Origin of the sequence: Citrobacter sp. Awk 2, assembly GCF_028069815.1 — a bacterium.
Lineage (GTDB): Bacteria > Pseudomonadota > Gammaproteobacteria > Enterobacterales > Enterobacteriaceae > Citrobacter.
Genome location: NZ_JANEWL010000106.1, coordinates 1 through 15,324, shown reverse-complemented (window position 1 = coordinate 15,324; position 15,324 = coordinate 1). Strand labels below are relative to the sequence as shown.

The 15,324-nt window shown below is 53.3% G+C and carries 16 protein-coding genes; 8 read left to right on the top strand and 8 right to left on the bottom strand.

Annotated features, from left to right (window positions below; genetic code table 11):
* Positions 1 to 101: 101 nt before the first annotated feature.
* On the bottom strand, positions 102 to 1,148 hold the full coding sequence (locus tag NNO02_RS19930) for an AI-2E family transporter (protein ID WP_202037518.1): 1,047 nt from the start codon (positions 1,146 to 1,148) through the stop codon (positions 102 to 104).
* Between the two features lie 133 nt (positions 1,149 to 1,281).
* Between NNO02_RS19930 and NNO02_RS19925 the strand changes: the two genes are divergently transcribed.
* Entirely contained in the window at positions 1,282 to 2,499 is a 1,218-nt protein-coding gene (locus NNO02_RS19925) for an MFS transporter (protein ID WP_271441311.1), read from the top strand.
* 3 nt (positions 2,500 to 2,502) lie between these two features.
* Here NNO02_RS19925 and NNO02_RS19920 read toward each other — a convergent pair whose 3' ends face one another.
* The gene (locus NNO02_RS19920; protein WP_005121574.1) at positions 2,503 to 3,060 is read right to left on the bottom strand and encodes a DcrB family lipoprotein; all 558 of its coding nucleotides are present in this window, start codon (positions 3,058 to 3,060) and stop codon (positions 2,503 to 2,505) included.
* Between the two features lie 72 nt (positions 3,061 to 3,132).
* Entirely contained in the window at positions 3,133 to 3,798 is a 666-nt protein-coding gene (locus NNO02_RS19915; protein WP_005121575.1) for a 7-cyano-7-deazaguanine/7-aminomethyl-7-deazaguanine transporter, read from the bottom strand.
* A 168-nt stretch (positions 3,799 to 3,966) separates the two neighbouring features.
* Here NNO02_RS19915 and tusA point away from each other — a divergent pair, with 168 nt between their 5' ends.
* Positions 3,967 to 4,212: a sulfurtransferase TusA gene (gene tusA, locus NNO02_RS19910; protein WP_038635021.1), complete on the top strand. Its 246-nt coding sequence runs from the start codon at positions 3,967 to 3,969 to the stop codon at positions 4,210 to 4,212.
* A 94-nt stretch (positions 4,213 to 4,306) separates the two neighbouring features.
* On the opposite strand, the gene zntA is transcribed toward tusA, so the two are convergent.
* On the bottom strand, positions 4,307 to 6,505 hold the full coding sequence (gene zntA, locus NNO02_RS19905) for a Zn(II)/Cd(II)/Pb(II) translocating P-type ATPase ZntA (RefSeq protein WP_271455559.1): 2,199 nt from the start codon (positions 6,503 to 6,505) through the stop codon (positions 4,307 to 4,309).
* Between the two features lie 75 nt (positions 6,506 to 6,580).
* The gene (locus NNO02_RS19900) at positions 6,581 to 7,207 is read right to left on the bottom strand and encodes a lysoplasmalogenase (protein WP_137381978.1); all 627 of its coding nucleotides are present in this window, start codon (positions 7,205 to 7,207) and stop codon (positions 6,581 to 6,583) included.
* 141 nt (positions 7,208 to 7,348) lie between these two features.
* Between NNO02_RS19900 and NNO02_RS19895 the strand changes: the two genes are divergently transcribed.
* Positions 7,349 to 7,720 carry a DUF2500 domain-containing protein gene (locus NNO02_RS19895; RefSeq protein WP_271455558.1) on the top strand — a complete coding sequence of 124 codons (372 nt, stop codon included), beginning with the start codon at positions 7,349 to 7,351 and terminating at the stop codon, positions 7,718 to 7,720.
* 67 nt (positions 7,721 to 7,787) lie between these two features.
* Here NNO02_RS19895 and NNO02_RS19890 read toward each other — a convergent pair whose 3' ends face one another.
* Both NNO02_RS19890 and rsmD read right to left on the bottom strand, forming a co-directional pair.
* Positions 7,788 to 8,063: a DUF1145 family protein gene (locus NNO02_RS19890; protein ID WP_271455557.1), complete on the bottom strand. Its 276-nt coding sequence runs from the start codon at positions 8,061 to 8,063 to the stop codon at positions 7,788 to 7,790.
* Positions 8,053 to 8,649, bottom strand: coding sequence for a 16S rRNA (guanine(966)-N(2))-methyltransferase (gene rsmD, locus NNO02_RS19885; protein ID WP_271455556.1), 597 nt, complete (start codon positions 8,647 to 8,649; stop codon positions 8,053 to 8,055). Before rsmD ends, NNO02_RS19890 begins: the two co-directional genes overlap by 11 nt.
* A 151-nt stretch (positions 8,650 to 8,800) precedes the next feature.
* Between rsmD and ftsY the strand changes: the two genes are divergently transcribed.
* The 5 genes from ftsY (at position 8,801) to NNO02_RS19860 (ending at position 14,575) form a co-directional block, all read left to right on the top strand.
* Positions 8,801 to 10,321 carry a signal recognition particle-docking protein FtsY gene (ftsY, locus tag NNO02_RS19880; RefSeq protein WP_271455555.1) on the top strand — a complete coding sequence of 507 codons (1,521 nt, stop codon included), beginning with the start codon at positions 8,801 to 8,803 and terminating at the stop codon, positions 10,319 to 10,321.
* Positions 10,322 to 10,323: 2 nt separating this feature from the next.
* Complete coding sequence (gene ftsE / locus NNO02_RS19875) at positions 10,324 to 10,992, top strand: cell division ATP-binding protein FtsE (protein ID WP_137381973.1); 669 nt, start codon at positions 10,324 to 10,326, stop codon at positions 10,990 to 10,992.
* Entirely contained in the window at positions 10,985 to 12,043 is a 1,059-nt protein-coding gene (gene ftsX / locus NNO02_RS19870; RefSeq protein ID WP_202037526.1) for a permease-like cell division protein FtsX, read from the top strand. The genes ftsE and ftsX overlap by 8 nt, the downstream gene beginning before the upstream one ends.
* 253 nt (positions 12,044 to 12,296) lie before the next feature.
* Complete coding sequence (gene rpoH / locus NNO02_RS19865; RefSeq protein ID WP_003023425.1) at positions 12,297 to 13,151, top strand: RNA polymerase sigma factor RpoH; 855 nt, start codon at positions 12,297 to 12,299, stop codon at positions 13,149 to 13,151.
* Between the two features lie 320 nt (positions 13,152 to 13,471).
* Complete coding sequence (locus NNO02_RS19860; protein ID WP_271448685.1) at positions 13,472 to 14,575, top strand: branched-chain amino acid ABC transporter substrate-binding protein; 1,104 nt, start codon at positions 13,472 to 13,474, stop codon at positions 14,573 to 14,575.
* Positions 14,576 to 14,661: 86 nt separating this feature from the next.
* Here NNO02_RS19860 and panM read toward each other — a convergent pair whose 3' ends face one another.
* Positions 14,662 to 15,045 carry an aspartate 1-decarboxylase autocleavage activator PanM gene (panM, locus tag NNO02_RS19855; RefSeq protein WP_202039655.1) on the bottom strand — a complete coding sequence of 128 codons (384 nt, stop codon included), beginning with the start codon at positions 15,043 to 15,045 and terminating at the stop codon, positions 14,662 to 14,664.
* Positions 15,046 to 15,324: the final 279 nt, after the last annotated feature.

Below are 15,324 nucleotides of genomic sequence, written 5' to 3'. Positions count from 1 at the left end.
CCTTTTCACTCTTTATTTAAGATAAATTGCGATATATACCTGTATGGATATCAGTTTAACGGGCATATAAAAAGATAAAAACTACCTCGGTTGGTAGTTTTTCAGGGTAGCCGACTTTTGGGTCTGCCAGGACCAAGCAAAATGGCCAGTTTGCTGCCGCCGGTGGTGGTTTCCATCCAGATTTTACACACGCTGGTTAATGGGACGGAGAGCAACATGCCCACGGGACCGAGCAGCCATCCCCACACCAACAGGGAAAGGAAAACGATCAGCGTCGACAATCCCAGGCGATGCCCCATCATACGTGGCTCAAGGATATTGCCAATCACCATATGCACCACCAGAAACAGCGCGCCGACCAGCACGCACTCGTACAGGCCATTGAACAGCAACGCCTGAATCATAGGCGGCACGGCGGAAATAACCGAGCCTATATTGGGCACATAATTGAGCAGGAAGGCCAGCACGCCCCACATCAGAGCAAATTGAATGCCCATTAGCGCCAACCCCAGCCAGACGATGGCACCAGTCCATAAGCTGAGTAACGTTTTCAGTGCCAGATAGTGAGATACGCCCTTTAATGCCCGATGCAGCCCCGCAATATGGATCTGCGGATTGTTCAGCGCAAAGCGCATTTTGTAGGGGACGTGACGTACCTCAAACAGCATAAAGACCACCGTCATCACCAGCAGAACGACGCTGGCCATCGCACCGGAAAGGCTGGTCATCAGCGTGGTTGTGAAGGTCATGAGTTTGTCGGAATCGATACGTTGCAGGATGCGCTCTGGTGACATATGCAAATTCAGAAACGGCACCATCTCTTGCAGATACAGGACTTTGCGCGTCAGCTCCTTATTGTACTTGGGCAGCATGGCCATGAATTCTGTGATTGACGACGCCAGAACGCCAACCAGTGCGGTAAGGACGATGAGCATCACGACGACCACCAGCGTAATGGCTACCGGGCGACGGATCCCCCGACGAATAAACCAGGTTACCAGGGGGTTCAACACAATGGCGAAAAACAGGGCCAGCAGTAGCTGCACAAGAATATCGGCTGCGGCGTGTATACCCGCGAGGATCACCACCAGCGCGGCCAGTTTAAGCAAAATGTGCAAACCTGTTTTGTCAGGCTGGATGGTCGTCATGTCTTCTTCCTGTGTGCATTTTTGCATTAAGTGTAGCGGCTGGCTTACTGCCGATATTCCTAATCTGGTTACTGATTTCTGGGCTGCAACATGGTAGAAATGAAACACTGTTGTGAATATGTGGTGACCCTCCATGCCCGAACCCGTCGCTGAACCGACGCTGAGCGGATTGCGCCTCAATCTGCGCATTGTCTCCGTGGTGATGTTTAACTTCGCCAGCTATCTGACCATCGGCCTCCCGCTCGCGGTTTTGCCGGGTTATGTCCATGATGTTATGGGATTTAGTGCCTTCTGGGCCGGGCTGGTTATCAGTCTGCAATACTTCGCGACGTTGTTGAGCCGCCCTCATGCCGGTCGCTATGCCGATTTGCTGGGGCCGAAAAAGATTGTGGTATTTGGACTGTGCGGCTGTTTTTTAAGTGGTCTGGGCTATTTGCTGGCAGGGAGCGCTCATGGTTGGCCGCTGGCCAGTTTATTACTGCTGTGCCTGGGGCGCGTTATTCTGGGCATCGGGCAAAGCTTTGCCGGGACCGGCTCTACATTGTGGGGCGTTGGGGTGGTTGGCTCAATGCACATTGGACGGGTGATTTCATGGAACGGTATTGTCACCTATGGGGCGATGGCGATCGGTGCGCCGTTGGGGGTGCTGTGCTACGCCTGGGGTGGCTTACAGGGGCTGGCGCTGACCGTGATGGCCGTGGCGCTGCTGGCAATATTGCTGGCGCTGCCGCGTCCGGCAGTGAAAGCCAGTAAAGGCAAACCGTTACCGTTTCGCGCGGTGCTTGGACGAGTCTGGCCGTACGGTATGGCACTGGCGTTGGCCTCTGCCGGCTTTGGGGTGATCGCCACGTTTATTACCCTGTTTTACGACGCGAAAGGCTGGGACGGCGCGGCATTCGCGCTGACGCTATTTAGCTGCACGTTTGTCGGTACTCGTCTGCTATTCCCAAATGGCATCAACCGATTAGGTGGGCTGAATGTCGCGATGATCTGCTTTAGCGTCGAAATTGTTGGGCTGTTGCTGGTCGGGATGGCTTCCATGCCGTGGATGGCGAAAATGGGCGTGCTACTGGCCGGCGCAGGGTTTTCGTTGGTCTTCCCGGCGCTGGGTGTGGTAGCGGTAAAAGCGGTCCCGCAGCAGAATCAGGGCGCGGCACTGGCGACTTATACGGTATTTATGGATTTGTCGCTGGGTGTCACCGGGCCTTTGGCGGGACTGGTGATGACGTGGGCGGGTGTACCGGTTATCTATCTGGCGGCCGCAGGGCTGGTGGCGGTGGCGTTATTGCTGACATGGCGGTTAAAAAAACGGCCTCAGGTGGTGTCACCGGAGGCCGCATCATCGTCTTAACGATTACTGGATAACCAGCGTGTTAATGATGTTTTCTGCCGTGGTCTGTGCTTTCTGTTGATCATCAGCTGGCAGCGTGATTTGCAGGGTCAGCAGTTGGTTGTCCACTTTGCCCAACACCACGGAGGAGTAGGCAGTCTGGCCTTTCGCTGAAATGATGCTGTCTAACTGCTGAAGCGTGTGGCCTTTCAGCTCAATTGACTTGTTAGTGACCACCTGCAGTTGCGGGTCACGGCTACGCTGCTGATCTTCCAGACGTTTTGCCAGTACAGGCAGTGCTTCACTGGTATCGTCACCGACAATCACAATCACCGCTTTCTGGCCGGTTGCGTCAGAATAAACGTGCATGTTGTTGGCCTGAGTGCCCAGCTTGCCGCTCTGATCGGTCATGTCTGCCGGCAGGGAAAAACTGAGTTTGCCGTCGAGCAGGTTAACCGGTTGTCCGGCGGCGCTGCTTTGTGCGGCAGCACCCTCTGCTGGCGCTTTTGTATCGCTATTATCACAGGCCGCAAGCCCCATAACCAGCAGGCCAATACCGACATATTTAACCAGATTGCGCATTGACTTCTTCCTTTCGATAAACGGCCATAACGGCTCATTCGTCCATCTTATCACAACTCGGAAAATGAACCTTTAACTCGTCTGCAATGCAGAGATTTCAGATTTATCTGCCAGCCTTTTCAGCAACATATTCAGCAACACGCCATACATCGGCAGGAAGAAAATAATGCTGATCAGCACTTTGAAGCAGTAATCGACAAGCGCGATTTCCATCCAGTGCTCGGCCATAAAGGCATCCGGGCTGCGCCAGAAGGCGATAAAGAAGAACGCCAGCGTATCGCTGATGTTGCCAAACAGCGTTGAGGCCGTAGGCGCGAGCCACCAGCGACGGTTCTGACGCAGGCGGTTAAAGACGTGCACATCCAGAATTTGTCCCAGCGCGTAAGCCATAAAACTGGCGGCAGCGATACGGGCGACAAACAGGTTAAAGTGCAGCAGTGCATCAAAACCTTGCCAGGAGCCCATATAGAACAGTGAAGACACGCCATAGGAGATCAGCAACGCAGGAACCATCACGGCAAAGATGATGCGTCTTGCCAGCGGTGCGCCAAAGATACGCACGGTCAGATCGGTCGCGAGGAAAATAAACGGAAAGCTAAACGCGCCCCAGGTGGTATGAAAACCAAAGATGGAGATCGGAAGCTGCACCAGATAGTTGCTGGAGGTGATCACCAGCAGATGAAATAGCGATAGCCAGAACAACGCTTTTACGCGCTGATTTTGTGTAAACGGAGTCATATTGTGACCTTTTTGTTGGATGGGGTGAGGGAACCCAATAAAAAACCGTCGCATGATACTGCTTTAAAAACACATTGCAATGGTTGTTTTTCACGCAATCGTTAACCTGATTGGCTTACGCCACAACAGAGCGTAAAATAACGCCGTTTTTGTATGAATGAGACTACGATGAGCGATCTGTTTACTTCTCCCGACCATACTCTTGATGCGCAGGGGCTGCGCTGCCCGGAGCCCGTCATGATGGTGCGTAAAACCGTGCGTGGTATGCAGGCCGGTGAGACGCTGCTGATTGTTGCAGACGATCCGGCAACAACCCGTGACATTCCCGGCTTCTGTACGTTTATGGAACATGAACTGGTGGCCAAAGAGACCGACTCTTTGCCATACCGCTATCTGGTGCGCAAAGGGCATTAAGCGATGCCGGATGGCGCTAACGCTTATCCGGCCTACAAGGGCGGTGTAACCTGTAGGCCGGATAAGCGAAGCGCCATCAGGCGAGAAACAGGCACTATCCTTTACGCAACAACCGCAGCGCGTTGGCGGTTACCAGCACCGTTGCCCCCGTATCTGCCAGTACTGCCAGCCATAATCCGGTTATCCCCAGCAGTGTGGTAACAAGGAAAATCCCTTTCAGACCCAACGCAATCGCAATATTTTGTCGAATATTGGCGTGGGTTGCGCGCGCCAGTTGAATCATTTGCACCAGACCACGAAGACGGTTATGTGTCAGGGCCGCATCGGCGGTTTCCAGTGCAACATCGGTTCCACTACCCATGGCAATACCGATGGTGGCGGCTTTCATCGCCGGCGCGTCGTTGATCCCATCGCCGACCATCGCCAGCGGTGACAGTTGGTTGAGCTGGGTAACAGACTGTACCTTATCTTCCGGTAATAGCCCCGCTTTGAATTCAAGCCCCAGTTCAGCGGCAATAGCGGCTGCCGCGCGAGGATTGTCGCCGGTCAGGATCACCCCTTTCACACCGAGCTGATTCAGCTCGGTGATGGCGGTACGGGCATCGTCGCGCAGTGTGTCCTGCAAGGCCAGTACGCCGAGTACGGCATCGTTACGCACGACCAGCACGACGGTTTGGCCTGCGCTTTCCAGTTCGCTTATCTGCCCGGCAAAGGCATCAGCAGGATGTTTGCCTGCCGCGCAAATCAGTATGCGCTCGCCGTTTACCTGTGCTTCAATCCCTGAGCCAACCAGCGCACGCTGTTCTGTCGCCAGTGGAATACTCAGTTCACGCGTTTGTGCTTCACGGACAATGGCCTGGGCCAGCGGATGCGTTGCACCTTGTTCAACGGCAGCTGCCAACGCCAGCAGTTCGGCTTCGTCTAGCCCACTTGCCGGATGAATCGCCGTGACGCGCGGTTTACCGACGGTCAGGGTGCCGGTTTTATCAAACGCGACCTGTGTGACTCTGCCCAACTGTTCCAGTGCGGCACCGCCTTTGATTAACGCCCCGCGACGCGCCGCTGCGGCTAATCCGGAAGTGATTGCGGCAGGGGTTGAAATAACCAGTGCGCACGGACAACCGATCAGCAGCAGCGTTAGCCCTTTATAAATCCATTCCTGCCAGGAAGCGGCAAACAGCAGCGGCGGTACGAGCGTGACCAGCAAGGCAATCGCCATGATGGCCGGGGTATAAATTCGGCTGAAACGGTCAATAAAGCGCTCAATGGGCGCGCGGCGTTCTTCCGCTTCTTCAATCAGCTTCAGAATGCGATCGATAGCGCTGGCACCCGGCTCGGAGAGCACTTCCAGCGTAACCAGACGGTCCACGCTGGTGGCGCCCGCCGGGACTTTCTCGCCGGTGGCGCGTTCAACCGGGATCGATTCGCCGGTCAGGGCGCTTTCATCAAAGCTGGCGAAACCGGAGATCAGCTTACCGTCGGCAGGTAAACGCCCACCTGCGGCAACTTCGATAACATCGCCAGGCTGGAGGGTATTGATTGCGACCTCTTCGCGCTCGCCATTACGCAGGCGCGTGGCGGTTTCCGGCTTCAGCGCCATCAATGCGCTAACGCCTTTGCGGGCCCGGCTGGCAGCCCATCCTTCCAGGCGCTCACCAATTAAAAACAACAGCAGTACCATGGCCGCTTCCGCCGTTGCACCGATAAACAATGCTCCGATGGCGGCGACGCTCATCAGCGTTTCAATGGCAAAGTAGCTACCGGTCTTCATCAGGCGCAGCGCCTGACGTGCAATGGGGTACAGACCCACCAGTGTGGTGGCGATAAAGGCTATCTGGCCGAAGGGGTGATTGAACTGCTCCAGTCCCCAACTGATGGCCATCATGATAATCAATGAAATCAGTGGCAGATTTTCTTTAAACCGTGATTCGGGGGCTTCTTCTGGCGCCTGCTCATCGCGCAGGGTGTAGCCGGCTTTCTGCACTGCGCTTTCAATTTGCTGGCGGACATCGGAACCGGCATCCACCACCAGTTTTTCGGTAGCGAACAGAACCTGAACCTGGTTAACGCCGCTGACCTGGCGGACCGCATTTTCGACTTTACGCGCACAGGCCGCGCAATCCATGCCCGCGACTTTCCAGGAATAGCGAGTACCTAATACGGTTGCAGAAACGGGTGGTGGGGTTGAGCAACTGCCTTCACAGCAGCAGTCATCAGCTTTCTGCGGTGCAGGCGCGAGCTTGAATGAAGAGAACTGTGGGGCTTTTTTGCCATTGGCCTCTGGTGTCGACATGGCATCCTCCGATTGATAATCATTTCGTATTAACCGGAGGATACACTCTGGAGTCGACTCCAGAGTCAAGGGTTTTTAAAGATACAGCGAACGAACAATCAGGAAATGCCCGGCGAAGTAGCAAGCCGCCGCAATCGCGTTGTCCGCGCGGAAGCGGTAACGGTAATGGCTCCCCAGCCAGACAATGTTGCCGATGAACAGGAGAGAGGCCCCCAAAAATGCGGACAGCGCCGGCGCGGTCGGGCGGAAGAACCACAGTTCGCCTGCCATCCAGACCATCATCAGAGTAATACCGACAAAGGTACATATGGCGATACGCAGTTCTTCCAGGCGCGTCCAGATCACGGCGATCAGCAACGCACCTAACACCAGCAGCACCAGCGGTAAAGGCCAGAAGAACGACAGCGTCATTTGGCTGGCGAAGTAAATGGTATACAGCAGGTGCGACAGGAAAAACGCGCCAATGGCGTACAACAGACGTTGACGTGGCAATAGCGTCAACGCATCACCCAGCAGCGAGGCAAGCAAGCCGGCCAGTACCAGGTAGCTGATGGCGTTAAACATTGGCGCCTGCCAGGCCAGCAGCAGCAGGAGCAATAACGTCAGGGGTTTAAAGACCCAGCGTTGCCAGGCGGGCCCACGATAGGAAGCATCCACGAACAACCATGCGGAAAGACAAACAGCGATAAACGACCAAAGCATCTTAGTTCCTTGAATTCGTTATTTTTTCGTAAGCGGGGTGCTTACGGCTCTATTGACCAGTGTAGAGTCCGATACCGCCAGATGACAACACCATAACAGGCAAGGTATGCTTATTTCCGCATTTTCTGATGGGTTAATAATATGAGTAAGCCACCGATTTTTTTTATTGTCATCATTGTCTTAATCGTTATTGCCGCGTCGTTTCGCTTTGTCCAGCAGCGGCGGGAAAAAGCGGAAAATGATGCTGCACCGTTGGTACAAAAGAGGGTGGTGGTGAGTAATAAGCGAGAAAAGCCGCTAAATGACCGGCGTTCACGTCAACAGGAAGTGACGCCAGCGGGCACCAGTATGCGCTATGAAGCCAGCTTCAAACCGCAAAGCGGCGGCCTGGAGCAGACGTTCCGTCTTGATGCCCAGCAGTATCATGCGTTAACGGTTGGCGACAAAGGCACGCTGAGCTACAAGGGTTCGCGTTTTGTTGATTTTACCCAACGAATGCCGGATGGCGGCTGATGCCTTATCCGGCCTACAAGTCCGTAGGCCCGGTAAACAGAGCGCCACCGGGCGAAGGGATCTCAATTTATTTCTTCAACTGATCTTTAATCTTCTTCTGCCAGACCAGCAGTTCAAATACGCCAAACAGAAAAATACGGATTTTCTCACCGTTGGTCATTTGCGGGCCATCTTTCGGCATGGTTGATTTCAGCAGCGCCAACTGCATGCCGTGCATCAGCACCATAAACACCAGCGCCACATTCACGAAGATATTGAGCGGACGTGGGAACGGTTGAAAAATATTCAGGAGCAGGAATGCCCAGACACACAGCATTAACAGACGTCCCAGATTAATCAGCATGTTGCTCTCCTTGTGCTTCACGTTGATACAGGCGATAAGCAACCTGCCCAGCCACTTTTTCGCGGTACAACGACCAGTTAACCGGAACCGCAGGCAGGCCGTTTTCGACTTCGCTTTCAACGTAAATATACGCTTCGTTTGCCAGCCAGCCGCGAGTTTCCAGAAGTGTTAATGTTTCTTCCAGTAATCCTTTGCGAAACGGTGGATCAACAAACACTACGTTATGCGGCGTACCCGTCTGGGCTAAAAACGTCAGGGTGTTGGTGTTGATGACGCGGGCATGTGTTGCCTTCAGCGTGGCGAGATTTTTTTGTAACTGCTGCGAAACCGCGCGATCCATCTCCAGAAGCGTGGCATCAGCCGCATAGCGGGAGAGTGCTTCCAGACCCAACGCGCCGCTTCCGGCAAAGCAATCAAGGCAACGGGCATCGACCATCACTGGGGCCAGCCAGTTAAACAGCGTTTCGCGTACACGGTCGGTCGTTGGGCGTAAACCCGGACTGTCCGGAACCGGGAGTTTACGGCCTCGCCATTGCCCGCCAATAATGCGGATCTGACCGCTGCCTGAGTGATTCGGTTTTTTCATTTCAATTATTGCTCAATCCGCTGCTGACGTGTCATTCCAGGCGGTGATGTGAGTTAAGTTAAGTGATAGACTATTTCATCATTTTTTTAGCTGCTATGTACATAGCGTTGACGCTGTGCCATGAAGCAACAGCGGGGGAGTGTAGTCGCAAATGGCGAAAGAGAAAAAACGTGGCTTTTTTTCCTGGCTGGGCTTTGGTCAAAAAGAGCAGGCACCGGAAAACGAGACAGAACTAAAAAACGAAGAACAACAACCGGTTACTGAAGAAGCTACCGTCGTTGATGAGCCGTCACGCGCGCAGGAAACGCATAGCGAGGCAGAAACTGAAGCCTTTGCAGCTGAAGTTGTTGACGTCACTGAACAGGTTGCGGAAATTGAAAAACTGCAGCCGGAAGAAGAACCTGTTGCTCAACAACAGCAACCGGTCGTTGAATCCATAGTGGAAACTCCGGCACCCGCGGCAGTGACCGAACACGAAGAATTACCGCTGCCGGAAGAGGTTAAAGCCGAAGACGTTTCACCAGAAGAGTGGCAGGCTGAAGCGGAAACCGTTGAAATTGTTGAGGCAGTTGAAGAAGAAGCTGAAAACGAGCCACAGCTAACTGATGAAGAGCTGGAAGCACAGGCGTTGGCAGCTGAAGCGGTGGAAGAAATTGCTGAAGATGCCGCGATTGTTGAGCCTGTTGAAGACACGCCAGCAGCAGAAGAGGCGGTGGTAGAAGACGCTGTGCAGGAGCAGGAAAAACCGACGAAAGAAGGTTTCTTTGCGCGCCTGAAGCGTAGCCTTCTGAAAACCAAAGAAAACCTCGGTTCCGGATTTATCAGTCTGTTCCGTGGTAAAAAGATCGACGATGATCTGTTTGAAGAGTTGGAAGAGCAACTGCTGATCGCCGATGTGGGCGTAGAAACGACCCGCAAGATCATTGCGAATCTGACGGAAGGCGCCAGCCGCAAGCAGCTCAAAGATGCAGAAGCGTTGTACGGCCTGCTGAAAGATGAGATGGGCGAGATTCTGGCTAAAGTTGATGAACCGCTGAATGTTGAGGGTAAAACGCCATTTGTTATCTTAATGGTTGGTGTTAACGGCGTGGGTAAAACCACCACCATTGGCAAGCTGGCGCGTCAGTTTGAGCAGCAGGGTAAATCAGTGATGTTGGCGGCGGGCGATACTTTCCGTGCCGCGGCGGTAGAGCAGTTGCAGGTCTGGGGTCAGCGTAACAATATTCCGGTGATTGCTCAGCATACCGGTGCGGATTCCGCCTCCGTTATCTTTGACGCCATTCAGGCGGCGAAGGCGCGTAATGTAGATGTGCTGATCGCTGATACCGCAGGGCGTTTGCAGAATAAATCGCACCTGATGGAAGAATTGAAAAAAATCGTTCGTGTGATGAAGAAGCTGGACGAAGATGCGCCGCATGAAGTTATGCTGACTATCGATGCCAGCACCGGGCAGAATGCGATAAGCCAGGCCAAACTGTTCCATGAAGCGGTGGGTTTAACCGGTATCACCCTGACCAAGCTGGACGGAACGGCGAAAGGTGGGGTCATTTTCTCGGTTGCCGATCAGTTTGGCATCCCTATCCGCTATATCGGTGTGGGCGAACGTATCGAGGATTTACGTCCGTTTAAAGCGGGCGATTTTATAGAGGCACTTTTTGCCCGAGAGGATTAACAATGATTCGCTTTGAACATGTCAGCAAGGCCTATCTCGGTGGGAGACAAGCGCTGCAGGGAGTCACATTCCATATGCAGCCTGGCGAGATGGCGTTTCTGACCGGCCACTCCGGCGCGGGTAAAAGTACCCTGCTGAAGCTGATCTGTGGAATTGAACGGCCCAGCGCCGGGAAGATCTACTTCAGCGGGCACGACATCAGCCGTTTGAAAAACCGTGAGGTGCCGTTTCTGCGTCGCCAGATCGGCATGATTTTTCAGGATCACCACCTGTTGATGGACAGAACCGTCTTCGACAACGTGGCAATCCCACTGATCATTGCGGGTGCCAGCGGTGACGATATTCGTCGTCGCGTGTCGGCGGCGCTGGATAAAGTCGGGCTGTTGGACAAAGCGAAAAACTTCCCGATTCAACTCTCCGGCGGTGAACAGCAGCGTGTGGGCATCGCCCGCGCGGTGGTGAACAAGCCTGCGGTACTGCTGGCGGATGAACCGACGGGGAACCTGGATGACGCGCTGTCAGAAGGGATCCTGCGTCTGTTCGAAGAGTTTAATCGCGTCGGGGTAACGGTATTAATGGCGACGCACGATATTGGGCTGATCTCCCGTCGTTCTTATCGCCAGCTTGTCCTGAGTGACGGACACTTGCACGGAGGCCTGGTGAATGAATAGACGCGATGCTATCAATCAAATCAAACAGTTCGGTGGACGACTGGATCGTTTCCGTAAATCGGGCGGTGCGCCAGGAGAGGGCGGTCGCAACGCGCCAAAACGTGCGAAAGCGTCGCCAAAACCGAACTCGCGTAAAACCAACGTCTTTAACGAGCAAGTGCGCTATGCGTTCCAGGGGGCGTTGCAGGACCTGAAAAGCAAGCCGCTGGCGACGTTCCTGACGGTGATGGTTATCGCTATCTCACTGACGTTGCCAAGTGTTTGTTACATGGTCTACAAGAACGTGAACCAGGCGGCAAGCCAGTATTACCCGTCCCCGCAGATCACCGTATATCTGCAAAAAACGCTGGATGATGATGCGGCGGCACGTGTGGTGGGGCAGTTACAGGCCGAGCAGGGCGTGGAGAAAGTGAATTACCTCTCCCGTGACGATGCGCTGGGCGAATTCCGTAACTGGTCCGGCTTTGGCGGCGCGCTGGATATGCTGGAAGAAAACCCACTTCCGGCCGTGGCGGTGGTGATTCCGAAACTGGATTTCCAGGGCACGGAATCACTGAACACGCTGCGTGATCGCATTGCACAAATCAACGGTATCGATGAAGTTCGCATGGATGACAGCTGGTTTGCGCGACTGGCGGCGTTAACGGGCCTGGTCGGTCGTGTGTCAGCGATGATTGGCGTGCTGATGGTTGCGGCGGTCTTCCTGGTCATCGGTAACAGTGTGCGTCTGAGCATTTTTGCGCGTCGCGATACCATTAACGTGCAGAAACTGATTGGTGCAACGGATGGATTTATCCTGCGTCCGTTCCTCTACGGCGGCGCGCTGCTCGGTTTTTCTGGCGCATTTCTTTCACTGATTTTGTCAGAAATTTTGGTGATGCGACTGTCGTCAGCGGTCACGGAAGTGGCGCAAATTTTCGGAACGAAGTTTGATATCAACGGCTTATCATTCGATGAGTGCCTGCTGCTCCTGCTGGTATGCTCAATGATTGGCTGGGTGGCAGCCTGGCTTGCCACGGTTCAACATTTACGCCACTTTACCCCCGATTAAAAAATCTCTGGTATAATCTTTCCCTGCACTGAGTAGTTCGCTCTGCAGGGAAAGAGCCCTGTTTTCTCTTCCCGGCGCATTCATCGTGATGTCACATTTTGTGCGTAATTTATACACATTACGACATGGAACTTGTGGATAAAATCACTGTCTGATAAAAGATTGAATGATATTCTCGTTGCTCATAAGCTCTGGCATGGTTGTTGCTATTGGTTTTTACCAACGCCAGATGACAAAGATTGAGAGGATTTGAATGACCAAAGAAATGCAAAATTTAGCTTTAGCCCCTGTTGGTAACCTGGAGTCTTACATCCGGGCTGCGAACGCGTGGCCGATGTTGTCGGCTGACGAGGAGCGGGCGCTGGCTGAAAAGCTGCATTACCAGGGCGATCTGGAAGCAGCTAAAACGCTGATCCTGTCTCACCTGCGCTTTGTTGTTCATGTTGCTCGTAACTACGCGGGCTATGGCCTGCCGCAGGCGGATCTGATTCAGGAAGGTAATATCGGCCTGATGAAAGCCGTGCGTCGATTCAACCCGGAAGTGGGTGTGCGCCTGGTTTCCTTCGCCGTGCACTGGATCAAAGCTGAGATCCACGAATACGTTCTGCGTAACTGGCGTATCGTGAAGGTCGCGACCACCAAAGCACAGCGTAAGCTGTTCTTTAACCTGCGCAAAACCAAGCAGCGTCTGGGCTGGTTTAATCAGGATGAAGTGGAAATGGTTGCCCGCGAGCTGGGCGTTTCCAGCAAAGACGTGCGCGAAATGGAATCCCGTATGGCGGCGCAGGACATGACGTTTGACATGTCTTCGGACGACGAGTCCGACAGCCAGCCGATGGCTCCGGTTCTGTATCTGCAGGATAAATCCTCCAACTTTGCTGATGGCATTGAAGAGGATAACTGGGAAGATCAGGCCGCGAACAAGCTGACTCACGCAATGGAAGGTCTGGACGAGCGTAGCCAGGATATTATCCGCGCCCGCTGGCTGGACGAAGACAACAAGTCTACGTTGCAGGAACTGGCCGATCGCTACGGCGTTTCCGCTGAACGTGTTCGTCAGCTTGAAAAGAACGCCATGAAAAAACTGCGCGCCGCAATCGAAGCGTAATTTTCACGAATGGCCAATCAACCCTCGAATGTGAATTCGGGGGTTTTTTTTAGGCCGGATAAGGCGTTTACGTCGCCATCCGGCAAAATGTTTGCCCGATGGCGCTTTGCTTATCGGACCTACGTCCTTTCCTTTCCTCCTCTCCCCCAATGCGAATTTGTTATCTGGATGTAAATTTAGCTATTCCAAAATAATAAAAATCGGGTATGTTTTAGCAGAGTATGCTGCTAAAGCACGGGTAGCTATCCAATAATCGATATAAAGTGCTGAACAACAACATCACAACACACGTAATAACCACAATAATGGGGATTGTCAGGATGAATATGAAGGGTAAAGCGTTATTGGCAGGATGTATCGCCCTGTCTTTGAGCAATATGGCCTTTGCTAAGGATATTAAAGTTGCCGTCGTCGGCGCGATGTCCGGCCCGGTGGCGCAGTATGGCGATCAGGAATTTACCGGCGCAGAACAGGCCATTGCAGATATCAACGCTAAGGGCGGCGTGAAGGGCGACAAACTGGTCATGGTGAAATATGACGATGCCTGTGACCCGAAACAAGCGGTAGCGGTTGCTAACAAAGTGGTCAACGACGGGATTAAATACGTTATCGGCCACCTGTGCTCATCGTCCACTCAACCTGCGTCAGATATCTATGAAGACGAAGGTATTCTGATGATCACCCCTGCGGCAACGGCACCGGAACTCACCGCGCGCGGCTATAAACTGGTGATGCGTACCACCGGCCTGGATTCCGATCAGGGCCCAACGGCCGCCAAATATATCGTTGAAAAAGTGAAACCGAAGCGTATTGCTATCGTTCACGACAAACAGCAGTACGGCGAAGGCCTGGCGCGGTCCGTGCAGGACAACCTCAAGAAAGCCAACGCTGACGTGGTGTTCTTCGACGGGATCACCGCCGGTGAGAAAGACTTCTCTACGCTGGTGGCGCGTCTGAAGAAAGAGAACATCGATTTTGTTTACTACGGCGGTTATCACCCGGAAATGGGCCAGATCCTGCGCCAGTCTCGTGCCGCAGGCCTGAAGACCCAGTTTATGGGGCCTGAAGGAGTCGCGAACGTGTCGCTGTCTAACATTGCGGGTGAATCGGCAGAAGGTTTGCTGGTGACTAAGCCGAAGAACTACGACCAGGTACCGGCGAACAAACCGATTGTGGATGCTATCAAAGCCAAGAAACAGGACCCAAGCGGTGCATTTGTGTGGACGACCTACGCCGCACTGCAGTCTTTGCAGGCCGGTCTGAACCAGTCTGACGATCCGGCTGAAATTGCCAAATACCTGAAAGCAAACTCAGTGGAAACCGTGATGGGGCCGCTGTCATGGGATGCGAAGGGCGACCTGAAAGGCTTCGAATTTGGCGTGTTTGATTGGCATGCTAATGGTACGGCGACTGATGCTAAATAATTGAGTGCCGGGTGGCGGCTTCGCCTTACCCGGCCTACAACGAGCACTTCGTAGGCCGGGTAAGCAAAGTGCCACCCGGCTTTCTTTTAGCGTTTCTCCCAGCCATCCGCCTGTGCTGTAAAGCCTAACGCCTGCATAAACGCGGCCATCACGCTGCGGTCTTCAACGCCAACATCCGCCATCCACCATGAACTCACGTCCGGGTTTTCGCGGAGAGTTTCTTCAACCAAATACTGCCCAACGCCACGACGACGGGTGATATCGCGTACGCGTAAGGAATCCAGCGCGCCTTGCGTACCGCTCAGGGTGACGCGTACTGCGCCAAGCAGGCGCTCGTTAAAGCGTGCGGCATAGATCCGGTGCGTTTCATCTACGCTTAATGATGAGGCGGAATATTCCGGCCAGATTTTGCCAAGATCGATGAGATCCTGAGCACTAAAGTTTTCTAAACGAACGATGGTCAGCTTCATTAACAGCATGTCCAAATCACAAAAGATGGAATCAGTGTACCGAAATAATTTACTCGGACGCTTTCTCTTTTTTATGCGATTAACCAGGTTAATCGTTTTGTGACAACAGCAATGGCAGTTTGAAACAGCAAAGATTGAAAAACAGGCAGAATAATACCCTGGAATGCAGCATTTTATTCGGCTCTTTGTACCGTTATTTTATGCTGACAAACGCACTTTTTTTTGTTTATCTATAGTGAAAAGCAGAATATTATCTTTTCTTAATCGACTGAAATATAG

What these genes read in the sequence shown, in the direction of transcription:
- rpoH (WP_003023425.1), top strand. Translation starts at nt 12,297, where the DNA reads ATGACCAAAGAAATGCAAAATTTAGCTTTAGCCCCTGTTGGTAACCTG.
- NNO02_RS19930 (WP_202037518.1), bottom strand. Translation starts at nt 1,148, where the DNA reads ATGACGACCATCCAGCCTGACAAAACAGGTTTGCACATTTTGCTTAAA.
- NNO02_RS19895 (WP_271455558.1), top strand. Translation starts at nt 7,349, where the DNA reads ATGAGTAAGCCACCGATTTTTTTTATTGTCATCATTGTCTTAATCGTT.
- ftsY (WP_271455555.1), top strand. Translation starts at nt 8,801, where the DNA reads ATGGCGAAAGAGAAAAAACGTGGCTTTTTTTCCTGGCTGGGCTTTGGT.
- NNO02_RS19900 (WP_137381978.1), bottom strand. Translation starts at nt 7,207, where the DNA reads ATGCTTTGGTCGTTTATCGCTGTTTGTCTTTCCGCATGGTTGTTCGTG.
- panM (WP_202039655.1), bottom strand. Translation starts at nt 15,045, where the DNA reads ATGAAGCTGACCATCGTTCGTTTAGAAAACTTTAGTGCTCAGGATCTC.
- rsmD (WP_271455556.1), bottom strand. Translation starts at nt 8,649, where the DNA reads ATGAAAAAACCGAATCACTCAGGCAGCGGTCAGATCCGCATTATTGGC.
- NNO02_RS19915 (WP_005121575.1), bottom strand. Translation starts at nt 3,798, where the DNA reads ATGACTCCGTTTACACAAAATCAGCGCGTAAAAGCGTTGTTCTGGCTA.
- zntA (WP_271455559.1), bottom strand. Translation starts at nt 6,505, where the DNA reads ATGTCGACACCAGAGGCCAATGGCAAAAAAGCCCCACAGTTCTCTTCA.
- tusA (WP_038635021.1), top strand. Translation starts at nt 3,967, where the DNA reads ATGAGCGATCTGTTTACTTCTCCCGACCATACTCTTGATGCGCAGGGG.
- ftsX (WP_202037526.1), top strand. Translation starts at nt 10,985, where the DNA reads ATGAATAGACGCGATGCTATCAATCAAATCAAACAGTTCGGTGGACGA.
- NNO02_RS19920 (WP_005121574.1), bottom strand. Translation starts at nt 3,060, where the DNA reads ATGCGCAATCTGGTTAAATATGTCGGTATTGGCCTGCTGGTTATGGGG.
- NNO02_RS19890 (WP_271455557.1), bottom strand. Translation starts at nt 8,063, where the DNA reads ATGCTGATTAATCTGGGACGTCTGTTAATGCTGTGTGTCTGGGCATTC.
- NNO02_RS19925 (WP_271441311.1), top strand. Translation starts at nt 1,282, where the DNA reads ATGCCCGAACCCGTCGCTGAACCGACGCTGAGCGGATTGCGCCTCAAT.
- NNO02_RS19860 (WP_271448685.1), top strand. Translation starts at nt 13,472, where the DNA reads ATGAATATGAAGGGTAAAGCGTTATTGGCAGGATGTATCGCCCTGTCT.
- ftsE (WP_137381973.1), top strand. Translation starts at nt 10,324, where the DNA reads ATGATTCGCTTTGAACATGTCAGCAAGGCCTATCTCGGTGGGAGACAA.